The organism is Agarivorans sp. MS3-6 (assembly GCF_054112545.1).
This window is the reverse complement of record NZ_CM134202.1, coordinates 3,422,306-3,443,186: the sequence shown is the minus strand read 5'-3', so window position 1 is coordinate 3,443,186 and position 20,881 is coordinate 3,422,306. Positions and strand designations below refer to the sequence as shown.

Here is a 20,881-nt window from a genome sequence, read left to right as displayed (position 1 = left end):
GCTGGCCTTTTTTCTGCCTAGCTGTAAACGATTTAATGTGTTAATTAACTGTCCATGCCATGTAACGCCGTTTAGCCGAGGAAGCTTTGGAACTGTATATATTCGACTTAGATGAAACCCTAATTGCTGGCGATAGTGGAATGCTATGGCACAAATTTCTAGTGGACAAAGGTCTCATTACAGACAGCCGTTTTCTCGCTAAAGATACAGAGCTAATGAGGCTATACGCCTTAGGTGAATTGCAATTGCAGCAATACATCCAATTTAGCCTGCAACCCATACAGCACCTCGATAAAGCATTTATAGATAAGCTGGTGATTGAGTTTGTTAAACGAGATATAAGCCAGCTGATATATCCTGATGCCAAGCAATTATTAGCTCAGCTAACGGCCCAGCAGAAAACTATTTTAATTATCTCTGCTACCGTCAGTTTCATCGTAAAAGCTGCCGCTGAGTTATTAGGAGTTAAGCACTGTATTGGTGTTGATCTCGTGCTGGATGATCACCGCTACAGTGCTAACATAGAAGGCATTGCCAGCTATAGAGCTGGCAAAGTAATGCGCTTGCAAGAATGGCAAACAGAACAACGCGAGCACTACACTACGTTGTATTTCTATTCCGATTCGATAAACGACCAAGCAATGCTAGAGCATGTAGACATAGCTTACACCGTTAATCCTTGCCCTCAACTTAGTCTTTTAGCTAAACAAAAAGGCTGGCCAATACTAAATTGGCAGACACACCAACATCGAGACTAAGACTGTCAAAAACCGACAGCATCCACCGTCGGCCTAACTAGATATCAGAGCTGGCTTTGGATATAGTTTTCTAAACCAATTTTCTTGATCATTCCAAGCTGTTGCTCTAACCAATAAGCATGATCCATTTCGGTATCGTCGATCAATGTTTGCAACATATTCCGAGTCACGTAGTCTTGCTTAGTTTCACATAAAGCCATCGTGCTTTTCAGTAAAGCGTCTACCTCGTACTCTACCTTTAAGTCGTTCTCTAACATGCTTGGCACATCTTTACCTACTCGCAGTGGCTCTCGCTGAGTCAAATCAGGAGTTCCCTCTAAAAAAAGAATGCGTTGAATAAGTAATGATGCGTGACCTTTTTCATCATCAAACTCATGATCAATGCGCTCATAAAGTTTATTGATCCCCCAATCTTCATACATTCTTGAGTGTATAAAGTATTGATCCATCGCGGTTAATTCGTTCATTAACAGTCGATTAAGAGCATCTATGACTTCACTATCACCCTTCATTAGTCGTCTCCTTCGGTAATTTGCGCCGCTAAATAGTTTTCTATACCCATTTTTTCTATTTGATATTGTTGGGTTTCAATCCAATCTATGTGATCTTCTTCATAACTTAGAATATCTTCGACTAAATCTCTGCTAACAAAATCTCTGGCAGCTTCACAAGCCGCTATCGTCTCTTTGAGGATTGGCAACTGCTCTAGTTGAAAATCCATATCACATTGCAGCATCTCTTCTGTGGACTCGCCGATACGCAGGCTGCCCAGCATATGTACATGCGGTAAACTTTCCAAAAACAGGATCCGCTCCATCAATTTGTCGGCCTGTTTCATATCCTTAATTGATTTTTTGTAGTTTTTTTCATTTAGCGCATCAAAGCCCCAGTTGCGATACATTCTGGCATGCAGAAAATATTGATTGATTGAGGTTAACTCGCTTGTAAGCACCTTATTTAACAAGGCGATTATTGTAGGTTCAGCTTTCATTAGCACGCTCCTTACTCATCAATTATCTAATCAATGAGTATATACCAAGCACCAGCAAACACACATTACATTTACATTCCATCAACTTACGCAACAATAGTGATAATTGTTATCATTTTTATTTACCGCCAAACAAGACGATAATCATGACTTTGAAGCGGCTCACACCATCAATAAACGTTCAAAAAAACAGCAAGCCAGTTTGATGTAAAACAAGTTTTTCAGTTTCTCTACTGTTCGCTATCACTTATAATTTTAAACAGATAAGCACCAAGGATGGCTAAACAAAAAGTGAGGTCATTATGCTATTTCAATTCTTAAAAACCCTGTCCAAAGCTGGCTTAATTGCTATATCCATATTTGTGATATTACTGGTTTTGAAACACTCCGCACAATATACGGTTCAGCTATTTCAAGCGGCTCTCTAGCTGATGTTAATTGAATTACTTCAAGTCTAGATAGTTACCACCTAACTGGCGCATTTGTTGGCTTATCCATAAAATGCGCTGATTGATATAGGCTGAACGCGGCCACAATTGATAGCGATAAGGACTAGGCAATAAAGCCGCCAAACTGGCCGCTTGTTCACGACTTAATCGTTTAGACGAATGCTTAAAGTAATGCTGACTAGCGGCTTCTACGCCATAAATACCAGGCCCATACTCGGCAATGTTTAAGTAAACTTCCAAAATACGAGACTTACTGAGGTTAAGTTCTAGCATTAAGCTGAAACCCGCTTCTAGTGCTTTACGCCAATAGCTTTGACTGGGCCACAACCACAGATTCTTTGCGGTTTGCTGGGTGATGGTACTGGCGCCACGTAGCCTAGAGCCCTGCTGATTGTCTTTCACTGCTTGCCATATCGATGCGAAGTCTATCCCCCAATGAACGGGAAACTTTTGGTCTTCTGCAGCCACTACTGCCAAGCTCATATTTGGACTGATCTCATCGATGCCCCGCCAATCATGGTTAATTTGCTGAGGGTAACTACTTGGAGGGTAAATACTGCGGTGAATTCGCCATGCCCAAATAGGAGGGTCTATCCAGCGCAGTGCTAAAACCATAATTTCAGCACTAATCATTATACCTACAAACAACCACAACAAGCCTTTACCCAGCCGTTTTAGCATCTGTGCAACCATTTTTAAGCGTGTATCACTACGTTAACCAATTATACTAAATAAATGAAGATATTAAGCCGTTCAATCATTTACAACGCGCTAAATATGCGGCGAAATAATGTACCAATAAGCCCAAGCTCAAGCCCCAAAAGGCGCTACCAATGCCTCCTATACTAAAACCAGAAGCTGTAGCAACAAAGGTTATTACAGCGGCATCTCGCCCATTAGGCTGAGCCAGAGCTGTCGCCAAGCTATTGGCTACCGTGCTCAATAAAGCTAAGCCCGCTATCGCCATCACTAATGCTTCAGGAAAAGCCGAGAATACGCTCACCACAGTTGCTCCCAATAAACCGACCGCAACATAAAAAACGCCGGCCCAAACAGCAGCCCAATAACGCCTGCTAGGGTCTTCGTCCGCGTCTTTCCCCATACATATTGCAGCCGTTATGGCCGACAAATTAAATGCGAAACCGCCAAATGGAGCCAGTAGTAGCCCAGTAATGCCGGTCCAAGAGATAAGTGGCGAGATTGGAGGCCGATACCCATTGCCATGCAACGCGGCAATGCCTGGCATATTTTGCGAAGCCATGGTCACGATAAATAATGGTAACCCGACCCCAACCATCGCTTGAAATGATAATACCGGACTAATCCATTCTGGGCGGGCTAAATCCAAACTCAATTTGCTACCATCCAACAAACCTAAGGCATAAGCGATACTACAACCAAGCATTAAGCTAATCAGCATCACGTAACGTGGCAGGGCATAGCGAACCAGCAAGTAACACGCGAGCATGGGCCCAACGAATAGTAATTGGCTCTCAAGAGCCGTAAACAGCTGTAAGCAAAACTGCAACAACACGCCCGCCAACATTGCCGCCGCCAAAGACTGAGGGATCCATTTGATTAGCTTGTCTACCAAACCACTTAAGCCACAAAGTGTAATAAGTAGCGAACTAAATAAAAATGCCCCTACTGCCTCGTTTATCGACAAACCAGATAAACTGGTTACCAATAAAGCCGCGCCTGGTGTTGACCAAGCGGTAAGAACCGGCTGCTTATAATAAAGTGACAAGCCAATGCTACTGCACCCCATTCCTAAACCAAGCGCCCATAACCACGAGGCGATTTGCTGTTCACTTGCACCGACTGCGGCAGCGGCTTGAAAGATAATTACAGCAGAACTGCTATAGCCAACTAAAACCGCAATGAAGCCCGCTGATATATGTGACAAACTTATTAAACGTCGCAAGCTAAAGCCCTCCCTAACAAGCTCAATTACCTTTAACCCACCCGTGCGCTATAACGCACAACATGGACAAGCCTAGCACTTGTGCGCTATAACATACAAGAATTAAATATTAGTCAATCAAAGGTCTTCAAGTGCAAGCTCTCAATCAGTACCTCGCTCAAATGCTAAAAACCAAACGGCAACAAAAACAGTGGAGCTTAACCAAAGCGGCGCAAGAAACGGGAGTAAGTAAAGCAATGTTAGGCCAGATCGAACGCGGTGAGTCGAGCCCAACTATCGCAACCTTATGGAAAATTGCCGGAGGGTTTAATACGTCTCTATCTTATTTTATAGAGCCTAGCTTAAGTGATAGTCAACACTCAGAGGTAAGAAGCGCCGAGCAGCTTCGCCAACAGCCCGCCAGCGACAGCATGTTGGTTGCCACATTATTTCCCTTTGATCCCCATTATGGCTTTGAGATGTTTGAGTTAACCTTATTACCAGGTTATGAGCGCTTATCTGAAGCCCACGAACCTGGTGTCAGCGAGCATATTGTGGTCATTAGCGGTGAAATGGAAGTGCTAATAAAAGGGCAGTGGATACCATTAAGCAAAGGACAAGCAATACGGTTTGCCGGCGACCAAGAACATGGCTATCGCAACCTCAGTCAACAAGCGGTGGTGTTTAATGATCTGATCCACTACTCAGTGAATTAATCACTGCAACGATAAGGCGAGGCCAATAACGGTGTGAGGGATAGGCTAGGCTTAAAACCTGAAACGAAAAAAGCCTGCATAAATGCAGGCTTTTTAAAGGTGGTGCCCGGAGGCGGAATCGAACCACCGACACGAGGATTTTCAATCCTCTGCTCTACCGACTGAGCTATCCGGGCAACGGCGGCTATTAAACGTTTTTAGCCCAAACAAGTCAACCGATTTTTATAAAATTAGCACTGAGTGCTTACAAAGCAAGCAAAGCAGGTGAAATTCACTCAATCTGAGTAAAACTAAACCAATACACCCGCACGTCTCTCAGCGCTTTCAAAGCGCGGTTCTTGTTACTGTTAGAATTTGCCAGTGTAGAAGACTGCAAATCAATTTTAGTGGAATAGAACGGCAACGGCAGTGAATAAGGATTTAACACTCGCTATAGGCTTAACCCTAATTTACACCAGAAATGAAAATAGTCATTTGTTTACAAGCGCTTAAATAGTGAGCCAGCACTCACAAATTGCTATATAGATGACAAAGCTGACTTGCCAACTTAAGCTCATTGTTATAATGTAACGCTCAAATTTGTAGACCTGCTGAAGGTTTACATCCAACTCACTGTTCTCAATCGGAAATTCATGTCTACAGTAGAATACATACAACACGTTAGTGATTACTGTAGCGAACTTAAGCTTAACTTTACGCCTAATCGTGAGGCGGTATTAGCCTTACTACACCGCAGTAATGAGCCCTTAAGCGCTTATGACATTTTGGCCGAGCTGCAAAAACAGCAACCGAAAACTAAACCACCTACCGTTTACCGTGCGTTGGAGTTTTTATTACAGCATCATTTCATTCAGCACTTAGAATCCAGCAGCCGCTATCTGGTTAGCCAACAAGATACGTCTTTTGGGCCTAAGCCGCTATTAATATGTACCGATTGTAAATCAGTGACTCAACTTGATTTATCCAACCAACTAAAAACTGAACTGGATAACTTTGCGGGTAAACAGGGATTTAGTTTGCATCCACAAACTTACGAGTTTCAAGGATTATGTTCTGGTTGCCAACACAGGCAAACACCATGACATTAACTTGCAAAAAGACTCTGTTCATCACCAATAACACTAAAACAACAGCTGCATTAAGACAGTGTGTGATAGGTAATAGATAGTATGTTCAACAGTAAAGCCCAAATGTTTGGCCGACCTAGCAAGCTACCCAGTAAACACTGGCAGCTTATATTGGCTTGTGGTGCTGTCATCACCATAGCCAGTATTTGGCCAACGCAGCAGTCAACAACCAGTAGCTCACGTCAATTGATTGAGCTTCCGCAAAACAGCTTTAATCAAGATAATGACACCCAAGTATTTGAGTTAGCGCCAAGCTCTCGCAAGACGATTGAATTAGCGAGTAAAACGACCCAAACAGAACCCAGTGCTGAACAGTTTAAACAACACGCTGAGCCAAGCGTCACTAAAGAAAATGATGCCCCACAGGCTGCGGCCGAACCCAGTAATGCATTAGAAAATAGTGTACAAACTTACCGCTACACGATAAAAAAAGGTGATACCTTAGGCAAAATCTTCACTCGCTTCAACATTGATCAAACCACCATGTATCAAGTACTAGAGGCCGATATATCGGTGCTAGCGTTAGATACTTTAAGCCTTGGACACCAACTTACATTTACCATTGACCACGATAAGCAAGAGTTACAAGCCTTACAGTTGGCCTTTAACCCTGCTCAGCAAATCGTGTTTAAAAGAGTGGATGCCACCAGCTTTGAATATGAAACCGTCACTATTGAAGGTCAATGGCAAAAACAAGCCATTAGCGGCACCATTGAAGGTAGCTTTTACGTCTCGGCACGCAAAGCAGGATTAAATGCCAACGAAGTCGACCAAGTGTCCCAAATGTTTCAAGACAAGATTCGTTTTTCGAGAGACTTTAGGGCTGGTGACGTCTTTCAAGTAGTAAGAAATCGCCAGTACATTGACGGGGCGCTCACCGGTCAAAGTGAAATAAGTGCGGTGCGTATTTTTAATCGTGGTAACGAATATAGCGCTTACCTATTTAGTAACGGTAACTATTACGATAAAGAGGGCGAAAGTTTAGCCCGCGCCTTTATGCGCATTCCATTAAAACGTAAGCAACGTGTTAGTTCGCCCTTTAATCCCCGTCGGAAGCACCCCATTACTGGCCGAATTTCGCCACACAACGGCACTGATTTTGGTGTAGCTATTGGCACCCCTGTATTAGCGGCCGGTGATGGTGTGATCACTCGCATCGAAAACCACCCTTACGCTGGCAAATATATCGTGATTCAGCATGGTGGTAAGTACCGCTCTCGTTACTTACATTTGAACAAGTTTAAAGTGCGAAAAGGCCAGCGAGTCACTCGTGGTCAAGTGATTGCCGAATCGGGCAATACCGGCCGTTCTACCGGTCCGCATTTACATTATGAATTTCACATCAATGGTCGAGCAGTCAACCCGATGAAAGCTAAAATTCCGTTGGCATCGGCTATCGACAAGCAGGACCGTATCGCCTTCAATCAGTTAATTACTGATATGAACCAGCTAATTGAGTCTAGTTAAGGCCAGCTGGACTATTTAAAACGGTACGTTTAACCAAATCGCTTTATATTGATTGTAAGGGCTAGATAGCTAACATTCAGCTATCTAGCTGCCATAAACCGCCCTCCCTCAGCTTAAAACGAGTCAAACAATACCGTGGCCCCTGTTTCAGCACTGCTAATTAAGCGTCGAAATGGGCTAAACAGTTCACGCCCAGTGCCAACATGTTGGTCTGGTTTACTATCAGCTTGCGACTCTCGTTGTTGTAGCTGTTGCGCGGTCAGCCTGCAATCTAAGATCCCTTGGTTAGCATCTAAATGAATAATGTCCCCGTCTCGCAGCTTACTCAATATGCCGCCCTTTGCCGTTTCAGGGCTTAAATGAATAGCTGAAGGGATTTTCCCTGATGCTCCAGACAGACGACCATCAGTCACTAATGCAACTTTAAAACCCTTGTTTTGTAAGTTAGCCAATACCGGCATGAGTTTATGCAACTCTGGCATTCCATTGGCCGATGGCCCGTTATAACGAACCACCACCACCACATCTTGGTTAAACTCTCCTTTTTGATAAGCTTCTGCAACATCATGCTGGCTATCAAACACCCGAGCAGAGGCTGTAATCACTCGCTGCGAGGCCTCTAAGGCACTGGTCTTAATCACTGCCCGTCCTAGGTTACCGGCTAATACCTGTAAACCACCGCTATTGGAAAACTGCTGATCGTCGGCGGCAATCACTGCATGATCTTTAGAGGCGAGCACTGGCACCCAACTTATGCGATTATCTTCCAAGCAAGCTTGCTTTAAGTAGTCGCTAACCGTGCCGTAAATGGTTCTGGCGTCCATATGAATTAGCTTTCGCTGGGCGAGCAAACGCATTAAGCAGGGAACCGCTCCGGCTTGTTCAAAAGCATTGATATCGGCCGGGCCATTGGGATACATGCGGGTTAATTGAGGCACACAGCTTGCCAGTTTGGCAAAATCATCCCAATTTAGGATTATCCCTGCGCTGCGCGCTATCGCAATCATATGCAGCGTATGGTTAGTACTGCCCCCTGATGCCATTAAGGCCACTAACCCGTTAACTAAACACTTCTCATCGACTATCCGATATAGAGGACGATAATCGCCACTTCCCAAAGCAATCGATACCATGTGGCTGGCGAGCTTATCGGTTAGCTTATTACGCAAATTAGAATTGGTGGGAACAAAGGCGCTACCCGGCAACATCAGCCCCATGGCTTCAAACACCAGCTGATTAGTATTAGCCGTACCATAGAAAGTACATGTTCCCGGCGCATGATAGGCTTTACACTCCATGTCTTGTAGGGCTTGGTCGCCTAGCTCACCCGCTGCGTGCTGTTGACGCATAGCCACTTTTTCTTGGTTAGAGATCCCCGAAGGCATTGGCCCACTAGGCACAAAAGCCGTAGGTAAATGGCCAAAAGCTAAGGCCCCCATTAATTGACCTGGCGCGATTTTGTCACATACGCCAAGTAGCAAGCAGGCATCAAAGCCTTGATGGCTTAAACCAATAGCGGTGCTTTGGGCAATAAGATCTCGTGAGTACAGCGATAGATCCATACCCTCTTGGCCTTGGGTAACCCCATCACACATGGCGGGCACGCCTCCGGCTACTTGCCCGCTATGCCCTAATTTAATGAGTATTTCTTTAATTTGTTGCGGATAGCTCGCATAAGGTTGATGAGCACTTAACATATCGTTATAAGCACTAATAATAGCTACGTTTACCCGAGTAAAATCCAATAGCTGGCCTTTTTGCTCGCTGTTGCACGCTGCTACAGCATGCGCCAAATTGCCGCAGCTGAGACTAGCTCGAGTGCTACCTTGCTCAGCTTGAGCTTGCATTCTCGAGACGTAGGCTTGGCGCAAAGCAAGGCTACGTTGGCGAATATCTTGAGTGACTTGTTGAATAATTGGATTCATTGGTTACGCTCTTGGCAAAGGTTGATGGGCTTGCTCACTCCGCGCAATAGCTGAAATACAACGACTGACTATTTGGCGAACAGAGCCATTGATGTCGGTTCTAAGCACATCAGTTTCTGTTGTAGATGGCACTTCTAAGCTAGCAAATTGACTGGCCAGTAATTCACTGGGCATAAAGTGCTCGCTACGCCCCGCTAAACGCTGGCTAATTAGCTGGAAAGAGCCATCTAGAAAAATGAACACTACCTCATGACCTGCTTGACGTAGGGTATCTCGGTAGTGCTTTTTAAGGGCAGAACACACAATCACGACACTGTGTTGCTCAGCGAGACATTGCCTAGCCTGCTGGCGAATACGATTAAGCCAGGGCTGGCGGTCTTTATCATTAAGCGGCTCACCACGGCACATTTTTTTGATGTTATCACTGGGGTGTAAATCATCTCCGTCAATAAACGCTATGCCTAAGCGCTCTGCCAAAGCTTGACCAATACTTGACTTGCCTGAGCCTGAAACGCCCATGACAATATACACCTTGGCGACGTTAGCTTTCATATCATTTAGCCGCCATGGTTGGGGCTGTGTCAGTGACACCACCTGCTGCTAACTGCACTGTTAAATAATAATGTTCGGCCAGCATAAACCCACTAACGACTACGCCCCTTTCTGTTTGTTTTAAGACTAAATGAGCGCCTTGCGCTGCATTTGGCCAAGTTTGTTGTACCTTGATGGTGTTGTCGCTCAAGGCCTTAGAACGGCTATAGTTGATATGAAAAAACGCCCCTCGAAAGTGGCGAACAATACTCACTTGATGCCAGCGACTCGGTAGCTGCGGACATATACCTAAGCCTTGTTCACACCCCTTTAAACCAAACATTTTCTCTATGGTCTGCTGATAAAACCACGCTCCAGTGCCGGTATTAAATAAGTGACTTGAACGGCCTGCTGTTCGTGGGTATTGATAATATGCGCCGCGATAATAGTTTGGCAGATAAACCGGCAATTGCCCCCGCCTCTTTAGATCGTCTTGATGATTACTGGGGATCATTTTGCGTAATACATCAAACGCTCTATCGGCTTCATCACTGGCGTATAACGAGGCAGCATAGAATGCTGCTGCGTGATTATAGACCGACCCATTTTCAGCGCTGCCAGGCCATTTTTGACTGACCCGACCTATATCATCATGCATTGTGGTAAAGGCTGGCGCACTCATCATTACGCCATAAGGGGTATCTAGCTGCTCGTCAATAGCATGTAGGATAAGTTGCTTTTGCTGCTGGCTAGCCGCGCCACATAGCAAGGCCCAACTTTGAGCATTAAGAAAAATTTTGCCTTCGCTGTCGCTGTTAATGCCAAATAAACGGCCATTATCGGTAATGCCTCGCCCATACCACGCACCATCCCAAAAGTAGTGATTAATCCGTTTATTTAACTGCTCGGCATGCAATCTCAATTTAGTCGCTAATTCGCTCTGTTGCTGTTGTTCACAAATCGGAGCCCATAGCTGTAAGGCATAAGAAATGGCCTCTGCTAACCAACCTGATACGCCTTTACCTTGATAACCCACCATGTTCATGGGGTCACACCAATCTCCCTGAGCAATATAGGGTAAACCGCGTTCATCATTTGCGTCACTTAAAAACAACATGGCTTTGCTCACGTGTTCAAATACACTGCTTTGCACATCTTTATCAACCCAGCCTAAGGGTAATTGCAAAAAGGCATAGTCAGCGGTTTCTTGCAGGTAAGCATTTACTACAATAGACAGCCACACCGGATGGTCAGTGTGCGGAACCTTATTTATGTATTTAAGCTCGGCATCTGCGGTGAGCAATATACCGTCGGGCATCGCCCCGCTGAACTTTTGCTGCTGCAGTGCGGTAATAATGGCCGCTTTGGTAGCGCTAGGGTTTAGATACACCATACCCATCGCATCTTGTAAATAATTGCGGGTTTGCGGATCAGTGGTTAGCCTATTGCTGTCGCCGTGATAAAAGATTTGCCTAGGCAACCAATGATTAACAAAGTGATTAAACTGTTGGTCTGGCGTTTCTACATTTAGGCAGCCTTGCCCTTGGGCTATATAAGCTTGGTAGGCCTGCTGCTCGCCAGCATGTTGATATAAATAGCGTTGAGTAAGGGCACTAATTTCGGCCTTATCTTTTGCTGGCCCAAACAATAACCTTAACGTCTGACTCTGATTAGCAGCCAATGGATAATGAAACTGCATAATCGCCGCTGGCAGCTCGTAATGGGCTTCACCATTGGCTAAATTTCTTCCTGCTTGCAGTGCCGAAGGATTGTGCAAGCCTCCCTCTCCTTCAAACTCACTTTGCGATACTTCATAAAAATCGGGCTGGCGATCGGCAGCCAAGAAGGTGATATCTTTAAAATGTTGGTTTTTGAAGTAGTCTGCTACCACTTGATATGGGGTAACGCTACTACAAACAATAGCATTGAGAGCTGCATCAAAATGGCCGCCCATATTCATCCATGAAGCATAGCCAACCGGAAAATAAGGAATGAGAGACAGATCTCGTGGCTGTTTCGTCAAGTTACTCAGCTTCACTTGCCAAATCTCTACCACATCTTCCTCAGATAAACTTAAGGAAATATCCAACGCAACGCCTAGTTTTTCAAGGTGCCAGCGGATATCGGCTAAACCGGGTTCAAAGGCAAACTTATCTAGCGCAACCTTCATCGGCTCATACGGCGCTGAAAACATTTCACCGCTTTGATTATCTCGCAAATAGAAAAAACGACCAGGATGGTGACTAAAATAAGGCTGTTCAGGCTGCATAAAGCTCTGCGCTGCTAGGTTAGGCACATGGGCATATTTTCGTGGTTCAGGATCCATATATTGGCTCACTGCAAAACCACGGCAGTTCATGTGCACCATCATTTTTCGATTCCATAAGTACCCTGCACTGTTAGGCGCGATGCATGGGTCATCAAGCTGGTAACGTTGCCCATTTTCTATAAATTTAGCCATTTATTGTCCTTCACTATTTTAATAGCGCCATTTCAGGCTTAATTCAATCAGCGCTTGGCAGTGCTGGCCCGCTCTACAAAAACAGGCCTGAAATGTTGCTTTATCTGTCCAGTTAAGCCGTAAGCTTGATTAAGCATTTGCCTACAGGCGCTGCTTGCCATTTCCTCGATGGGGATGCGAACAGTACTCAGGGCTGGCGTGGTATACGCAGCAAAATCGACATCGTCGTAACCGACTACAGAAACCTGTTGAGGAACTTTGATTCCAGCGGCTTGTAACATCGACAAAGCCACTAACGCCACCTTGTCGTTGCCACAAAATAGGGCATCAAAAGTCTCACCTTGGTCTAACAAGTGCTGAATAGCGTGTGCGCAACGCTGATAGTCAAAACTGCCTTCGATGAGTAAGTTGGCAGCTATAGGCTGGCCTTGTTCCGCCAGTTCATCTAAAAACCCTTGCTGGCGAAGGTAGCCATCTTGGGCGCTTAACCGACCACTTACGCAGGCAATATTACGGTGACCCAAGCTTAATAACGCTGCGGCCGCTAATCGCCCACCCGCATAGTGGTCAACACTAAAAGAGTGCCCCGCGAGGGCTTGCACATGGTGATTAATAAACACTAAGGCTGGATAGTGCGCCTGCGCGTTGAGCAGCGCTTCATCACTAATTTCAGGGCAAACCATTAATACACCATCGCATTCTCGATGAATTAGATAGTTAAGATGTTCAAGACGCTCCTGTTGGCTGTTAGCCCCTTCTGCGTTGGCTAAAATCAGGTGCTTTCCGTGACTACGTAGCTCTTGCTCTATACTGCGGAGTATTTTGTGGTAGAACGGCCCAGATAAAGACGGCAACCACACACCAATAATGTTTGAACGACGGGTAGATAGCGCTCGCGCCATACTATTTGGGCGGTAGTTTAGTTGCGCCATCGCCTGAGTAATTCTAGTTTTCGCTTTGTCCGACACGCCCCCATTGCCAGATAAGCACCGAGAGACCGTGCCTACCCCTACCTCTGCTAATTTTGCGACATCTTTGATTGTAGCCACAACTTCCTAGCCTCTTTTGCTTTCGCTGATTGAGAGTAGATTGCGGCAGTTGAATAGGAGGAACAAGCGAAGGAAAACCAAAATGGAACCGATTCCAAATAACTATGAAACAAAGTAAATGTGGGCTCGGTTTGTTTCATCCTGTTGGCTGTTTTCGATAATCAAAATCCTTAGGGTTTAATTGGCTCGCCGATCCATACTCAAACTAAGTTAGCGGGTAAATGTAAAACAAAAAAAGAGCGCCTTAGCGCTCTTCTCTTATCTGCTTTAGAAGGTTTCACCGAACAATCGCTGAAAACGACGTCAAGGCTTCCTGCTTAGTTTCGAACCGTATTAATTACTTAGCGCCATTTCATCATCACATTCATCACAACAAGGGTTAAGTAAACGTTCAGCACAATTAAACGGCTCAATGTGAATGATGACATCGACGACTTCGTCGAGTTCTTGCATTAAATGATCTTTAAATTCTTCTGTAATAGTATGGGCCTGTTCCACACTCATAAGGGGGTCTACTAGCAGATGAAAATCCACCAATATGGCGCTACCTACTCGACGATTACGGATAGCATGCACTTCTTTAATATCTGGGATTAATGCGGCACGGCTTTGAATCTTATGATCTAATTGTTCGTCGGCTTCTTTCTCGGTGATCTCTTGTAACGCTGGCCAGATAATTTCCCAAGCGGCTTTTAAGATCATCGCCGTCACCAGCAAAGCAGCTACTTGATCGAGGTAATGTAGGTGCGGGAAAAAGTAGTTAGCCAGCACTGCAACAGCCACCGGTAACGAGCTTAAAGCATCACTACGGTGATGCCAAGCGTTGGCATGTAACGCACGGCTATTCACCTTTTTAGCTTGAACTAAGGTCCAACGATATAAAGCCTCCTTCACTACAATTGAAATAATTGCAGCCCATAACGCTAATGCTCCAGGATTAGAGGTTTCTTCAGAAAATGAATTAATTGAATCCCAAGCAATGCCTAAACCCACTATGACTAATATGGCTCCAATGAAAACATTGGTTAGGGTTTCAAAGCGACCGTGGCCATAGGGGTGTTCTTTGTCTGCTGGGGCCGCCCAGTAACGAGAACCTAATAAGATGGCTGCATCGGTCACTAAATCAGAGAAACTGTGCACGCCATCAGCCACTAAGGCTTGGCTTCCGGTAATTTTACCTACCGTAATTTTTAATATTGCCAACAGCACGTTGGCAATAGAGCCTATCCATGTGGCTTTACGAACAGTTTTTACTTCAAGCTGTCCCATAATAATGTCCGGTATCAAGCAAGTTAATTGCGCAGTCTACCGATTCTCGACAAAAAATACGAGCAATGAAGCAACACTTAAGCTGATTAACTAATTGATAATTATTACTATTAACGGGATTAGAGCCAATAGAAAATTGAGCGACATTAACACCGCTCACTTTCAACTAACGCTAACCCGCTGAACTTATAGCGCGATATCAACCTGAACCGGGCAGTGATCTGACCCCATGATATCGTTAAGTATGTCGGCATCAGTGACTTGGCTGGCAAAGGCTTCACTTACCAAGAAGTAGTCTATTCTCCAGCCAATGTTACGGCCCCTAGCTCCTGCTCGGTAGCTCCACCAGCTGTATTTAACTTGGTCTTGTTTCGCTAAGCGGAAGGTATCAACAAAGCCTGCTGCAGTTAAGTTATCAATACCGTCAATTTCGGCCTGCATATAGCCGGCACTTTTGTTGTAGTTAGGCTTAGGTCGCGCCAAATCAATGTCTTTATGGGCTACGTTTAAGTCACCGCAAACCAGCACTGGTTTACGGGCTTCTAGGCCTTTGAGGTAGGCTAAAAAGTCGGCGTCCCACTGTTGGCGATAAGCTAAACGCTTAAGTTCACTGCCTGAATTGGGTGTATACACCGTCACCAAAATAAACTGCTGATATTCTGCGGCTATCACTCGACCTTCTTGGTCGTGTTCTTCAATGCCCATATCGTATTCAACATTAATCGGTTTTTCTTTAGTTAAGATAGCGGTGCCTGAGTAACCCTTCTTAACTGCCGAATTACTATAGATGTGGTAGCCCTCTAGCTCGGCTAAGGCTGTCATGACCTGGTCGTCTTGCGCTTTGGTCTCTTGTAAACACAACACATCAGTTTGCATAGAGTCTAAGGAGGCCACAAACTCTTTTTTCATTACCGCTCTAATGCCATTCACGTTCCACGATACTAAGCGCATTCGCTCTTCCTTAAAATAGTAACTAGTAGTGCTCTGTCCAAGCCTAAAGCGCTGGTCACGAGCTAAATATAAGCGCTATTGTAGCAGGCTTAAAGCACAGTAAAAAACCTTTAAAACTTAGTGGATTGCTTAGTAGGCTACTTAACAAATAGGCGTGAGATACGCGCCTTATGTAGCGGCCTACTCGCGTTAACTTACAAAATAATATGCGGCAGGTATCGACTCATATCTTGGGTGACTAAACTACTGTCTTCACGAATAGAGATACCCGCGGCTTGGTCGTCGACCAGCCAAGAACCAATTAAGGTGAAGTTGTCGCCAAACTTAGGCAGTTCATGTAAAGCTTGGTAGATATAACCTTCTTCACCGTAAGGGCCGTGGGTAGTAGCAATCTTATCCTCACCCCGTAATATCGAGATATTGGCACCTTCGCGAGAGAAGATAGGTTTCTTTACAATGCCAGCACTAAAGTTAGCGTGTGATAACTGGTCTTCAAAAAAAGACGCTAATAAATTAGGGTGATTAGGGAACATCTTCCACAGCATTGGCAACAAGGCTTTGTTAGATATGATGCTTTTCCAAGCGGGCTCTAACCAACGAATATTTTGCTGGCCTAAACTATCACCAAATTCTTCGTCAAACATAAATTCCCAAGGATAGAGCTTAAACATCCAGCTAATCACTTCGTCGTTTAGGTTGGTAAAGCGTTGTTGTTTATCAATACCAATGTCTTCTACAAAAACAAAATTGGTCTCTAAACCGGCGGCTTTGGCGCAATCTTCCATATATTGCACGGTACCGCGGTCTTCGTCGGTGTCTTTACAACAGGCAAAATGTAGCGGCCTACCAGGTGTTAAATACTGCAAATCACTAAAGCGATTAATCAGCTTTTCTTGCAAGCTATTAAACTGATCGCTAGCTGGGTTCAGCCGGCCTTGGTCAACATTATCCTTTAACCATAACCACTGCCAAAAGCCACTCTCGTAAACCGAGGTGGGGGTATCAGCGTTGTTCTCGTATAACTTAGCGTCACCTTTACCGTCGTAGCAAAAATCTAAACGAGAATATAAACAGGGCTCGCCGTTTACCCACGATTGACGCACAAAGTCCCAGTGTTTTTCGGGGATACAAAAACGGCGCATCAGTTGTTCGTCGTGCACCACCTTATCAACTACCTCAAGACACATTTGGTGAATTTCTTCGGTAGGCGCTTCAATTCCGGTTTCTATTTGCTCTAGGGTAAATTGATAATAAGCTGACTCATCCCAGTACTTATCACCGTACATGGTGTGGTAGTTAAAGCCGTATTCTTTGGCTTGTTGCTGCCAATTAAGTCGTTCTTGAATCGGAACTCGCAGCACGTTTAACCGCCCCAGCTAGATTTAGAACCACCCCAAGATGATTTAGCAGATGCTTTAGCGCCAAACCCACCTCGCGATACCGTTCTTGTTACGGTAGGTTTGCTGTCATAAGCAGAACGGTTAACTTTATAGCCTCTCTGACCGGCTTTACCAATCACCGAACCGTCGGCGGTAATAATTGAGTCACGGTAAGAGGAACCACGTTGGTTATATTTGTATACCGATGAAGGTCGACTTGTGTCCATCATTCGACCAAACAGATAACCATACATAATCGGTGTGAATATACCGTTACTACTCGCGCGACAGCCTTCATAACCAAAGGTCTCTTCACAGTCCTGGCGGTTATTGTATTTTGGCGCGGTGCGCGCGGCTTCAGCTTCAGCGTTTTGGTAAACCGCAACACACTGCTGCTGATTAAGCGTAGTTTTAGTCACACAGTCATCGACCGACTCAATCACTATCGCATCGTCTTGAGGCTCTGAACAGGCACTCAACATAGCGGCAGATACAGCGACGACCAAGGGTTTAACTAAAAACGAAGGCTTTGCTGCGGGTAGCTTACGCATCGCCGCCAAGTTGATAAACTTAGAACGTTTCATGGCGCCTCCTAGTAGGTCATGCAAGCTGCGTTAAGTAGTCCTACCGATACACTGGTTGCGGCCAACATAATGCCTGCGCTCACTTCGTTAGCTTCAATGCGCGACACAATGCCAGGAATAAACACAAAACGAACAATCACAAATGCAGCAATTTGCGCCACTAACGCAATCACACCCCATAAGGCATAATCAACAAACGAAATTGAGTTACTGGCGGCACCAGACAAAGCCAAAGCAAAGCCTAATACAGCGCCACCAAAAGCAATAGCCGCACTGGTGTTTTTACCTTCTTTAATTAATTCCCACTCATCATGAGGGGTAACACGCACGTAAATAACTTTAAACAACATTAAGAAAATAATTGATGCGGCGAAGTAAATAGCAAAGTTCGCAACAGCGATGAGTAATTCCGACGATTCCATTTTCAGGTCCTTTATCCGTGAATAGTAATTTGAGTGGGTGATACAGTCATGCCAGTGCTTATTACTAAACAACGTTCCAGCGCATCATTATTTAGCACTTCTTCGGCAGACAAAAACAGTGATTCCATCTCTCCATTAGCCAACTCTCTTTCAAACAGCATGGTGAATTGGTCGGTAGTCGAAAAATCACTATTGTCTTGGTAGGTCTTTTCTTCCATATGCACCGGATTATGGTAATCAGTGGTAGACGTCCATACTCGATGATAAGTATGCCCTTCTAACTGATAAGTACTTGCACCAATTTTTGTATTAAGTAGCTGGTCCCATTCGCTTTGGTTAGCGATATCTAAGGTGTCGTAGTAATGGAACATTTTAACATCTACCACATCAGCTTCGCCTTCGCCATTAGCGACCACTTGTAAAAAGCCTTCGTCATCAGTGTAAAAGCGGTACACCGTGGTACCGTCTAAATCAACAATGCCAGCAGATTGAATAATTTGCGTCTCTGCAACTTTACTCGCCACCATGTCTGCCATCACCAAGCGCAGTGCGAGGGCGTCCAGCTCAAAACTGCCGCCCAACTTAAGGCCCATAACGCTAGGCGTACCTGCGTATTTATCTTGTTCGGGTTTATTTCTTTTAAACAGAGACTTAAACATGCTTGTTATCCAATTGTCTTGAAATTAAAACACTCGTCGTCAGTTAAGCGGCGCTCGGCAATATAATACAAAGAGTCGCCTTGGTTTAACTGGGAATCTAAACTCGGGTTGAGTTGTAGTTGCGCGTCGCCAAGCACTTTCAGGCCTATGATAGTAGCTTGTAAATCAGTTTTGAAATGGTGAAAGGCATCGGCAAATTTAATCGGTTCTAGGGCTAAATACTGCACCGAATACTGCGTCATACCGTGGGTAGTATCCAGCAACTGTTGGTGTACTTGGGCAGAACCAGGGTCCATTGCTGAACGCGCTAACATCTCCACTGATACCGAAGGAATCACTTCAACTTTAGGACAATGGCTACGCAATAAATCAGCAATGGTTTGATCTTGTAGATAAGCAGTTTTATGGCAACTGGGATTGAGTTTGGCACAATATAAAGCACTGGTAAGGGTGACGTCATCTTGGTCGGTATCAATAATGATACGGCTCGCATCAGTGATGTTGGTGCGCGCCATCGTCTCGGCATGAGAATAAGAATCGACTTGAGCAAACTCAACTTTACCCGGTAAGGGGTTCTCGATATCACTATCTACACACAATAATACCGAGTCTGAAGAACCGTTAGTTGCCGCGGTTAGCAGTTCAATTAAGCGTAATGTTCTAGCACCGTTCCAACCTATAATGACAGTGTGGTTTGTCAGCTTCAACATGCGATGACCTCGTGTTCCTTTAGTATAAATATCGTTGATAATAAAACCGGCTTTGGTGATAACAATGGCAAAAATACTGATGCCAACAGGTATCACCCATAAACTCACAATTAAGCGCCCTAAAGGGGTAGAAGGGCCAAAATCGCCGTAACCAACGGTAGAAGCAGTCACCACCATCCAATACAGAAAGGTTTCACTGTTTACTAAGGCGTGCTCACCTACCAACAATAAGCTGAAGTATGAGATTAAAACGTACAATAACACCGAGAGGGCTATTGCTGTGCCATTAGCACGAAAAAAAAGCGCCGAAAATAATCGGCGCACTTTATAAAGCAGCACTTATTTTGCCTGTTTTTGGGCCAATATCTGCTTGAGTTTATCACTACCAGTAGATTGACCGCCAGACTCAATACCCGCTTGCTTTAGTTTCTCGTCTAAGCTGCTACCGCTATCTTCAGCGGCGAGTTCTTCTGCGGCAGATAACTCAGCACTGCGTAAAGCCTGCTTCTCTTTAATGCGCTCTAAGCTATCTAAGGCGGTTTTCACTTTAGAGTTAGCACCCACATGGTGTGAAGAACCTGCCACTTGGGCTTTTTGTAAAGACTCTGTCGCTTTTACTTGATCAATTTGAATGCCTAAGCGTTTAACGCTGGCTTTCGCTTTAGCAATGTTTGTTTTAAGCGACGTTTCTGTGCCTAAGTAACTCTTGTAAATTTCTTGCTCGGTAGCGAGTTGCACCTCTAAGTTTGACACGCGCTCGGCACATTCTAAGGCCAAAGCTTCATCAGCTTTTTCACTCGCGGCAATGGCATGCTGAGTGTAAGTATCAATGTCAGCAGAAATGCTCTCTACTTTGGTTTGCGCTAACTTGCGCTTAGCCATAATAGTAGTTAGGTTTCGGTCACAAGCCTCTAACTCTGTTTTCGCATCACGCATTTCTTGATCCAAAATACGCATTGACTGGCTATCAGCAACAGCTTCTAGGCCTTCATTAGTGGCGCCTCTAAGTGCGTTCCAAATTCTTTTTAAGCTCATACTGACGTCTCCAACTGGGTAAATTCGCTATACAATTCGATAAATTCACTAACATTCGAATAAAGGGTTTCAATTTCTTCTATTACTACAGCATCGAGGCTCTTAGTTGAAAGCGCACCAAATGCGGTGTAGTAATCTTTGTCGCCAATGTGCTTAATGCCAATCGCCGACAAGGGCAGTAAATGATGAGTACGTAAAATCAAGTCATTCAGTTTGGCACTGTCTGTTACCGCATCGCAGCCAAATAAAACAACTTCAATAAGCATCTGTTGCTCGCCAATGTAAGCAAAGGCATCAATACCTTCGTCATTGGTGATACACAAACAACCACCGTCATTATCTACTGTCCAATCAGGATGAGCCTGGGCAAGTAATTCAAGTGATGCTGAATTCCACGACATAACGTTTCCTTATGTGTTAGTTATAGCTAACAAATGTAGCAGGTTTGACTCTTGTGTCAAGTTTTACTAACATTCGTTGTATATGATTACAGTC

The 20,881-nt window shown here is 44.7% G+C and carries 21 protein-coding genes and 1 tRNA gene; 4 read left to right on the top strand and 18 right to left on the bottom strand.

Annotation, left to right across the window (positions count from 1 at the left end; all coding sequences use genetic code 11):
* Positions 1-86: 86 nt before the first annotated feature.
* Positions 87-758: an HAD family hydrolase gene (locus ACVFI8_RS15850; protein ID WP_457871885.1), complete on the top strand. Its 672-nt coding sequence runs from the start codon at positions 87-89 to the stop codon at positions 756-758.
* 44 nt (positions 759-802) lie between these two features.
* On the opposite strand, the gene bfr (ACVFI8_RS15845) is transcribed toward ACVFI8_RS15850, so the two are convergent.
* The 4 genes from bfr (ACVFI8_RS15845) to ACVFI8_RS15830 all read right to left on the bottom strand — a co-directional run bounded on the left by bfr (ACVFI8_RS15845) (position 803) and on the right by ACVFI8_RS15830 (position 4,149).
* Positions 803-1,270 (bottom strand): bacterioferritin, encoded by a 468-nt coding sequence (gene bfr / locus ACVFI8_RS15845; protein WP_248712619.1) that lies wholly within the window; start codon positions 1,268-1,270, stop codon positions 803-805.
* The gene (gene bfr, locus ACVFI8_RS15840) at positions 1,270-1,749 is read right to left on the bottom strand and encodes a bacterioferritin (RefSeq protein ID WP_248712620.1); all 480 of its coding nucleotides are present in this window, start codon (positions 1,747-1,749) and stop codon (positions 1,270-1,272) included. The genes bfr (ACVFI8_RS15845) and bfr (ACVFI8_RS15840) overlap by 1 nt, the downstream gene beginning before the upstream one ends.
* Before the next feature lie 443 nt (positions 1,750-2,192).
* Positions 2,193-2,879 carry a monofunctional biosynthetic peptidoglycan transglycosylase gene (gene mtgA, locus ACVFI8_RS15835; RefSeq protein ID WP_457871884.1) on the bottom strand — a complete coding sequence of 229 codons (687 nt, stop codon included), beginning with the start codon at positions 2,877-2,879 and terminating at the stop codon, positions 2,193-2,195.
* 76 nt (positions 2,880-2,955) lie between these two features.
* Positions 2,956-4,149 carry a benzoate/H(+) symporter BenE family transporter gene (locus tag ACVFI8_RS15830; protein WP_457873831.1) on the bottom strand — a complete coding sequence of 398 codons (1,194 nt, stop codon included), beginning with the start codon at positions 4,147-4,149 and terminating at the stop codon, positions 2,956-2,958.
* A 104-nt stretch (positions 4,150-4,253) separates the two neighbouring features.
* Here ACVFI8_RS15830 and ACVFI8_RS15825 point away from each other — a divergent pair, with 104 nt between their 5' ends.
* Positions 4,254-4,817 (top strand): helix-turn-helix domain-containing protein, encoded by a 564-nt coding sequence (locus ACVFI8_RS15825; protein WP_248712623.1) that lies wholly within the window; start codon positions 4,254-4,256, stop codon positions 4,815-4,817.
* Positions 4,818-4,917: 100 nt separating this feature from the next.
* Here ACVFI8_RS15825 and ACVFI8_RS15820 read toward each other — a convergent pair.
* Positions 4,918-4,993: transfer RNA gene (locus ACVFI8_RS15820), tRNA-Phe, on the bottom strand.
* A gap of 456 nt (positions 4,994-5,449) precedes the next feature.
* On the opposite strand from ACVFI8_RS15820, the gene ACVFI8_RS15815 reads away from it, so the two are divergent.
* Positions 5,450-5,899 (top strand): Fur family transcriptional regulator, encoded by a 450-nt coding sequence (locus ACVFI8_RS15815; protein ID WP_248712624.1) that lies wholly within the window; start codon positions 5,450-5,452, stop codon positions 5,897-5,899.
* A gap of 87 nt (positions 5,900-5,986) precedes the next feature.
* Positions 5,987-7,411 (top strand): peptidoglycan DD-metalloendopeptidase family protein, encoded by a 1,425-nt coding sequence (locus ACVFI8_RS15810; RefSeq protein WP_248712625.1) that lies wholly within the window; start codon positions 5,987-5,989, stop codon positions 7,409-7,411.
* A gap of 113 nt (positions 7,412-7,524) precedes the next feature.
* Here ACVFI8_RS15810 and edd read toward each other — a convergent pair whose 3' ends face one another.
* The 13 genes from edd to ACVFI8_RS15745 all read right to left on the bottom strand — a co-directional run bounded on the left by edd (position 7,525) and on the right by ACVFI8_RS15745 (position 20,787).
* Positions 7,525-9,336: a phosphogluconate dehydratase gene (gene edd / locus ACVFI8_RS15805; protein WP_457871883.1), complete on the bottom strand. Its 1,812-nt coding sequence runs from the start codon at positions 9,334-9,336 to the stop codon at positions 7,525-7,527.
* Positions 9,337-9,339: 3 nt separating this feature from the next.
* Positions 9,340-9,888, bottom strand: a complete 549-nt coding sequence (locus ACVFI8_RS15800; RefSeq protein WP_248712627.1) for a gluconokinase — start codon at positions 9,886-9,888, stop codon at positions 9,340-9,342.
* A gap of 1 nt (position 9,889) precedes the next feature.
* Positions 9,890-12,328, bottom strand: coding sequence for a GH36-type glycosyl hydrolase domain-containing protein (locus ACVFI8_RS15795; RefSeq protein ID WP_457871882.1), 2,439 nt, complete (start codon positions 12,326-12,328; stop codon positions 9,890-9,892).
* Positions 12,329-12,375: 47 nt separating this feature from the next.
* Positions 12,376-13,377 (bottom strand): LacI family DNA-binding transcriptional regulator, encoded by a 1,002-nt coding sequence (locus ACVFI8_RS15790; RefSeq protein ID WP_457871881.1) that lies wholly within the window; start codon positions 13,375-13,377, stop codon positions 12,376-12,378.
* 333 nt (positions 13,378-13,710) lie between these two features.
* The gene (locus tag ACVFI8_RS15785) at positions 13,711-14,646 is read right to left on the bottom strand and encodes a cation diffusion facilitator family transporter (protein WP_248712630.1); all 936 of its coding nucleotides are present in this window, start codon (positions 14,644-14,646) and stop codon (positions 13,711-13,713) included.
* A 186-nt stretch (positions 14,647-14,832) separates the two neighbouring features.
* A complete protein-coding gene (locus tag ACVFI8_RS15780; protein WP_248712631.1) occupies positions 14,833-15,597 on the bottom strand; it encodes an exodeoxyribonuclease III in 765 nt (254 codons plus the stop codon).
* Positions 15,598-15,791: 194 nt separating this feature from the next.
* Positions 15,792-16,958, bottom strand: coding sequence for a glutathionylspermidine synthase family protein (locus ACVFI8_RS15775; protein WP_248712632.1), 1,167 nt, complete (start codon positions 16,956-16,958; stop codon positions 15,792-15,794).
* Positions 16,959-16,960: 2 nt separating this feature from the next.
* Positions 16,961-17,560, bottom strand: a complete 600-nt coding sequence (locus tag ACVFI8_RS15770) for a DUF1190 domain-containing protein (protein WP_248712633.1) — start codon at positions 17,558-17,560, stop codon at positions 16,961-16,963.
* Positions 17,561-17,568: 8 nt separating this feature from the next.
* Positions 17,569-17,982 carry a DUF350 domain-containing protein gene (locus tag ACVFI8_RS15765; protein ID WP_248712634.1) on the bottom strand — a complete coding sequence of 138 codons (414 nt, stop codon included), beginning with the start codon at positions 17,980-17,982 and terminating at the stop codon, positions 17,569-17,571.
* An 11-nt stretch (positions 17,983-17,993) separates the two neighbouring features.
* Positions 17,994-18,641, bottom strand: coding sequence for a YjfK family protein (locus tag ACVFI8_RS15760; RefSeq protein ID WP_248712635.1), 648 nt, complete (start codon positions 18,639-18,641; stop codon positions 17,994-17,996).
* A 5-nt stretch (positions 18,642-18,646) separates the two neighbouring features.
* Entirely contained in the window at positions 18,647-19,615 is a 969-nt protein-coding gene (locus ACVFI8_RS15755) for an ion channel (protein WP_248712636.1), read from the bottom strand.
* Positions 19,616-19,690: 75 nt separating this feature from the next.
* Positions 19,691-20,386, bottom strand: coding sequence for a PspA/IM30 family protein (locus ACVFI8_RS15750; protein ID WP_248712637.1), 696 nt, complete (start codon positions 20,384-20,386; stop codon positions 19,691-19,693).
* Positions 20,383-20,787, bottom strand: a complete 405-nt coding sequence (locus ACVFI8_RS15745; RefSeq protein ID WP_248712638.1) for a DUF2170 family protein — start codon at positions 20,785-20,787, stop codon at positions 20,383-20,385. The genes ACVFI8_RS15750 and ACVFI8_RS15745 overlap by 4 nt, the downstream gene beginning before the upstream one ends.
* Positions 20,788-20,881: the final 94 nt, after the last annotated feature.

What these genes read in the sequence shown, in the direction of transcription:
- bfr (WP_248712619.1), bottom strand. Translation starts at nt 1,270, where the DNA reads ATGAAGGGTGATAGTGAAGTCATAGATGCTCTTAATCGACTGTTAATG.
- bfr (WP_248712620.1), bottom strand. Translation starts at nt 1,749, where the DNA reads ATGAAAGCTGAACCTACAATAATCGCCTTGTTAAATAAGGTGCTTACA.
- mtgA (WP_457871884.1), bottom strand. Translation starts at nt 2,879, where the DNA reads ATGCTAAAACGGCTGGGTAAAGGCTTGTTGTGGTTGTTTGTAGGTATA.
- ACVFI8_RS15815 (WP_248712624.1), top strand. Translation starts at nt 5,450, where the DNA reads ATGTCTACAGTAGAATACATACAACACGTTAGTGATTACTGTAGCGAA.
- ACVFI8_RS15810 (WP_248712625.1), top strand. Translation starts at nt 5,987, where the DNA reads ATGTTCAACAGTAAAGCCCAAATGTTTGGCCGACCTAGCAAGCTACCC.
- edd (WP_457871883.1), bottom strand. Translation starts at nt 9,336, where the DNA reads ATGAATCCAATTATTCAACAAGTCACTCAAGATATTCGCCAACGTAGC.
- ACVFI8_RS15800 (WP_248712627.1), bottom strand. Translation starts at nt 9,888, where the DNA reads ATGAAAGCTAACGTCGCCAAGGTGTATATTGTCATGGGCGTTTCAGGC.
- ACVFI8_RS15795 (WP_457871882.1), bottom strand. Translation starts at nt 12,328, where the DNA reads ATGGCTAAATTTATAGAAAATGGGCAACGTTACCAGCTTGATGACCCA.
- ACVFI8_RS15785 (WP_248712630.1), bottom strand. Translation starts at nt 14,646, where the DNA reads ATGGGACAGCTTGAAGTAAAAACTGTTCGTAAAGCCACATGGATAGGC.
- ACVFI8_RS15780 (WP_248712631.1), bottom strand. Translation starts at nt 15,597, where the DNA reads ATGCGCTTAGTATCGTGGAACGTGAATGGCATTAGAGCGGTAATGAAA.
- ACVFI8_RS15770 (WP_248712633.1), bottom strand. Translation starts at nt 17,560, where the DNA reads ATGAAACGTTCTAAGTTTATCAACTTGGCGGCGATGCGTAAGCTACCC.
- ACVFI8_RS15765 (WP_248712634.1), bottom strand. Translation starts at nt 17,982, where the DNA reads ATGGAATCGTCGGAATTACTCATCGCTGTTGCGAACTTTGCTATTTAC.
- ACVFI8_RS15760 (WP_248712635.1), bottom strand. Translation starts at nt 18,641, where the DNA reads ATGTTTAAGTCTCTGTTTAAAAGAAATAAACCCGAACAAGATAAATAC.
- ACVFI8_RS15750 (WP_248712637.1), bottom strand. Translation starts at nt 20,386, where the DNA reads ATGAGCTTAAAAAGAATTTGGAACGCACTTAGAGGCGCCACTAATGAA.
- ACVFI8_RS15745 (WP_248712638.1), bottom strand. Translation starts at nt 20,787, where the DNA reads ATGTCGTGGAATTCAGCATCACTTGAATTACTTGCCCAGGCTCATCCT.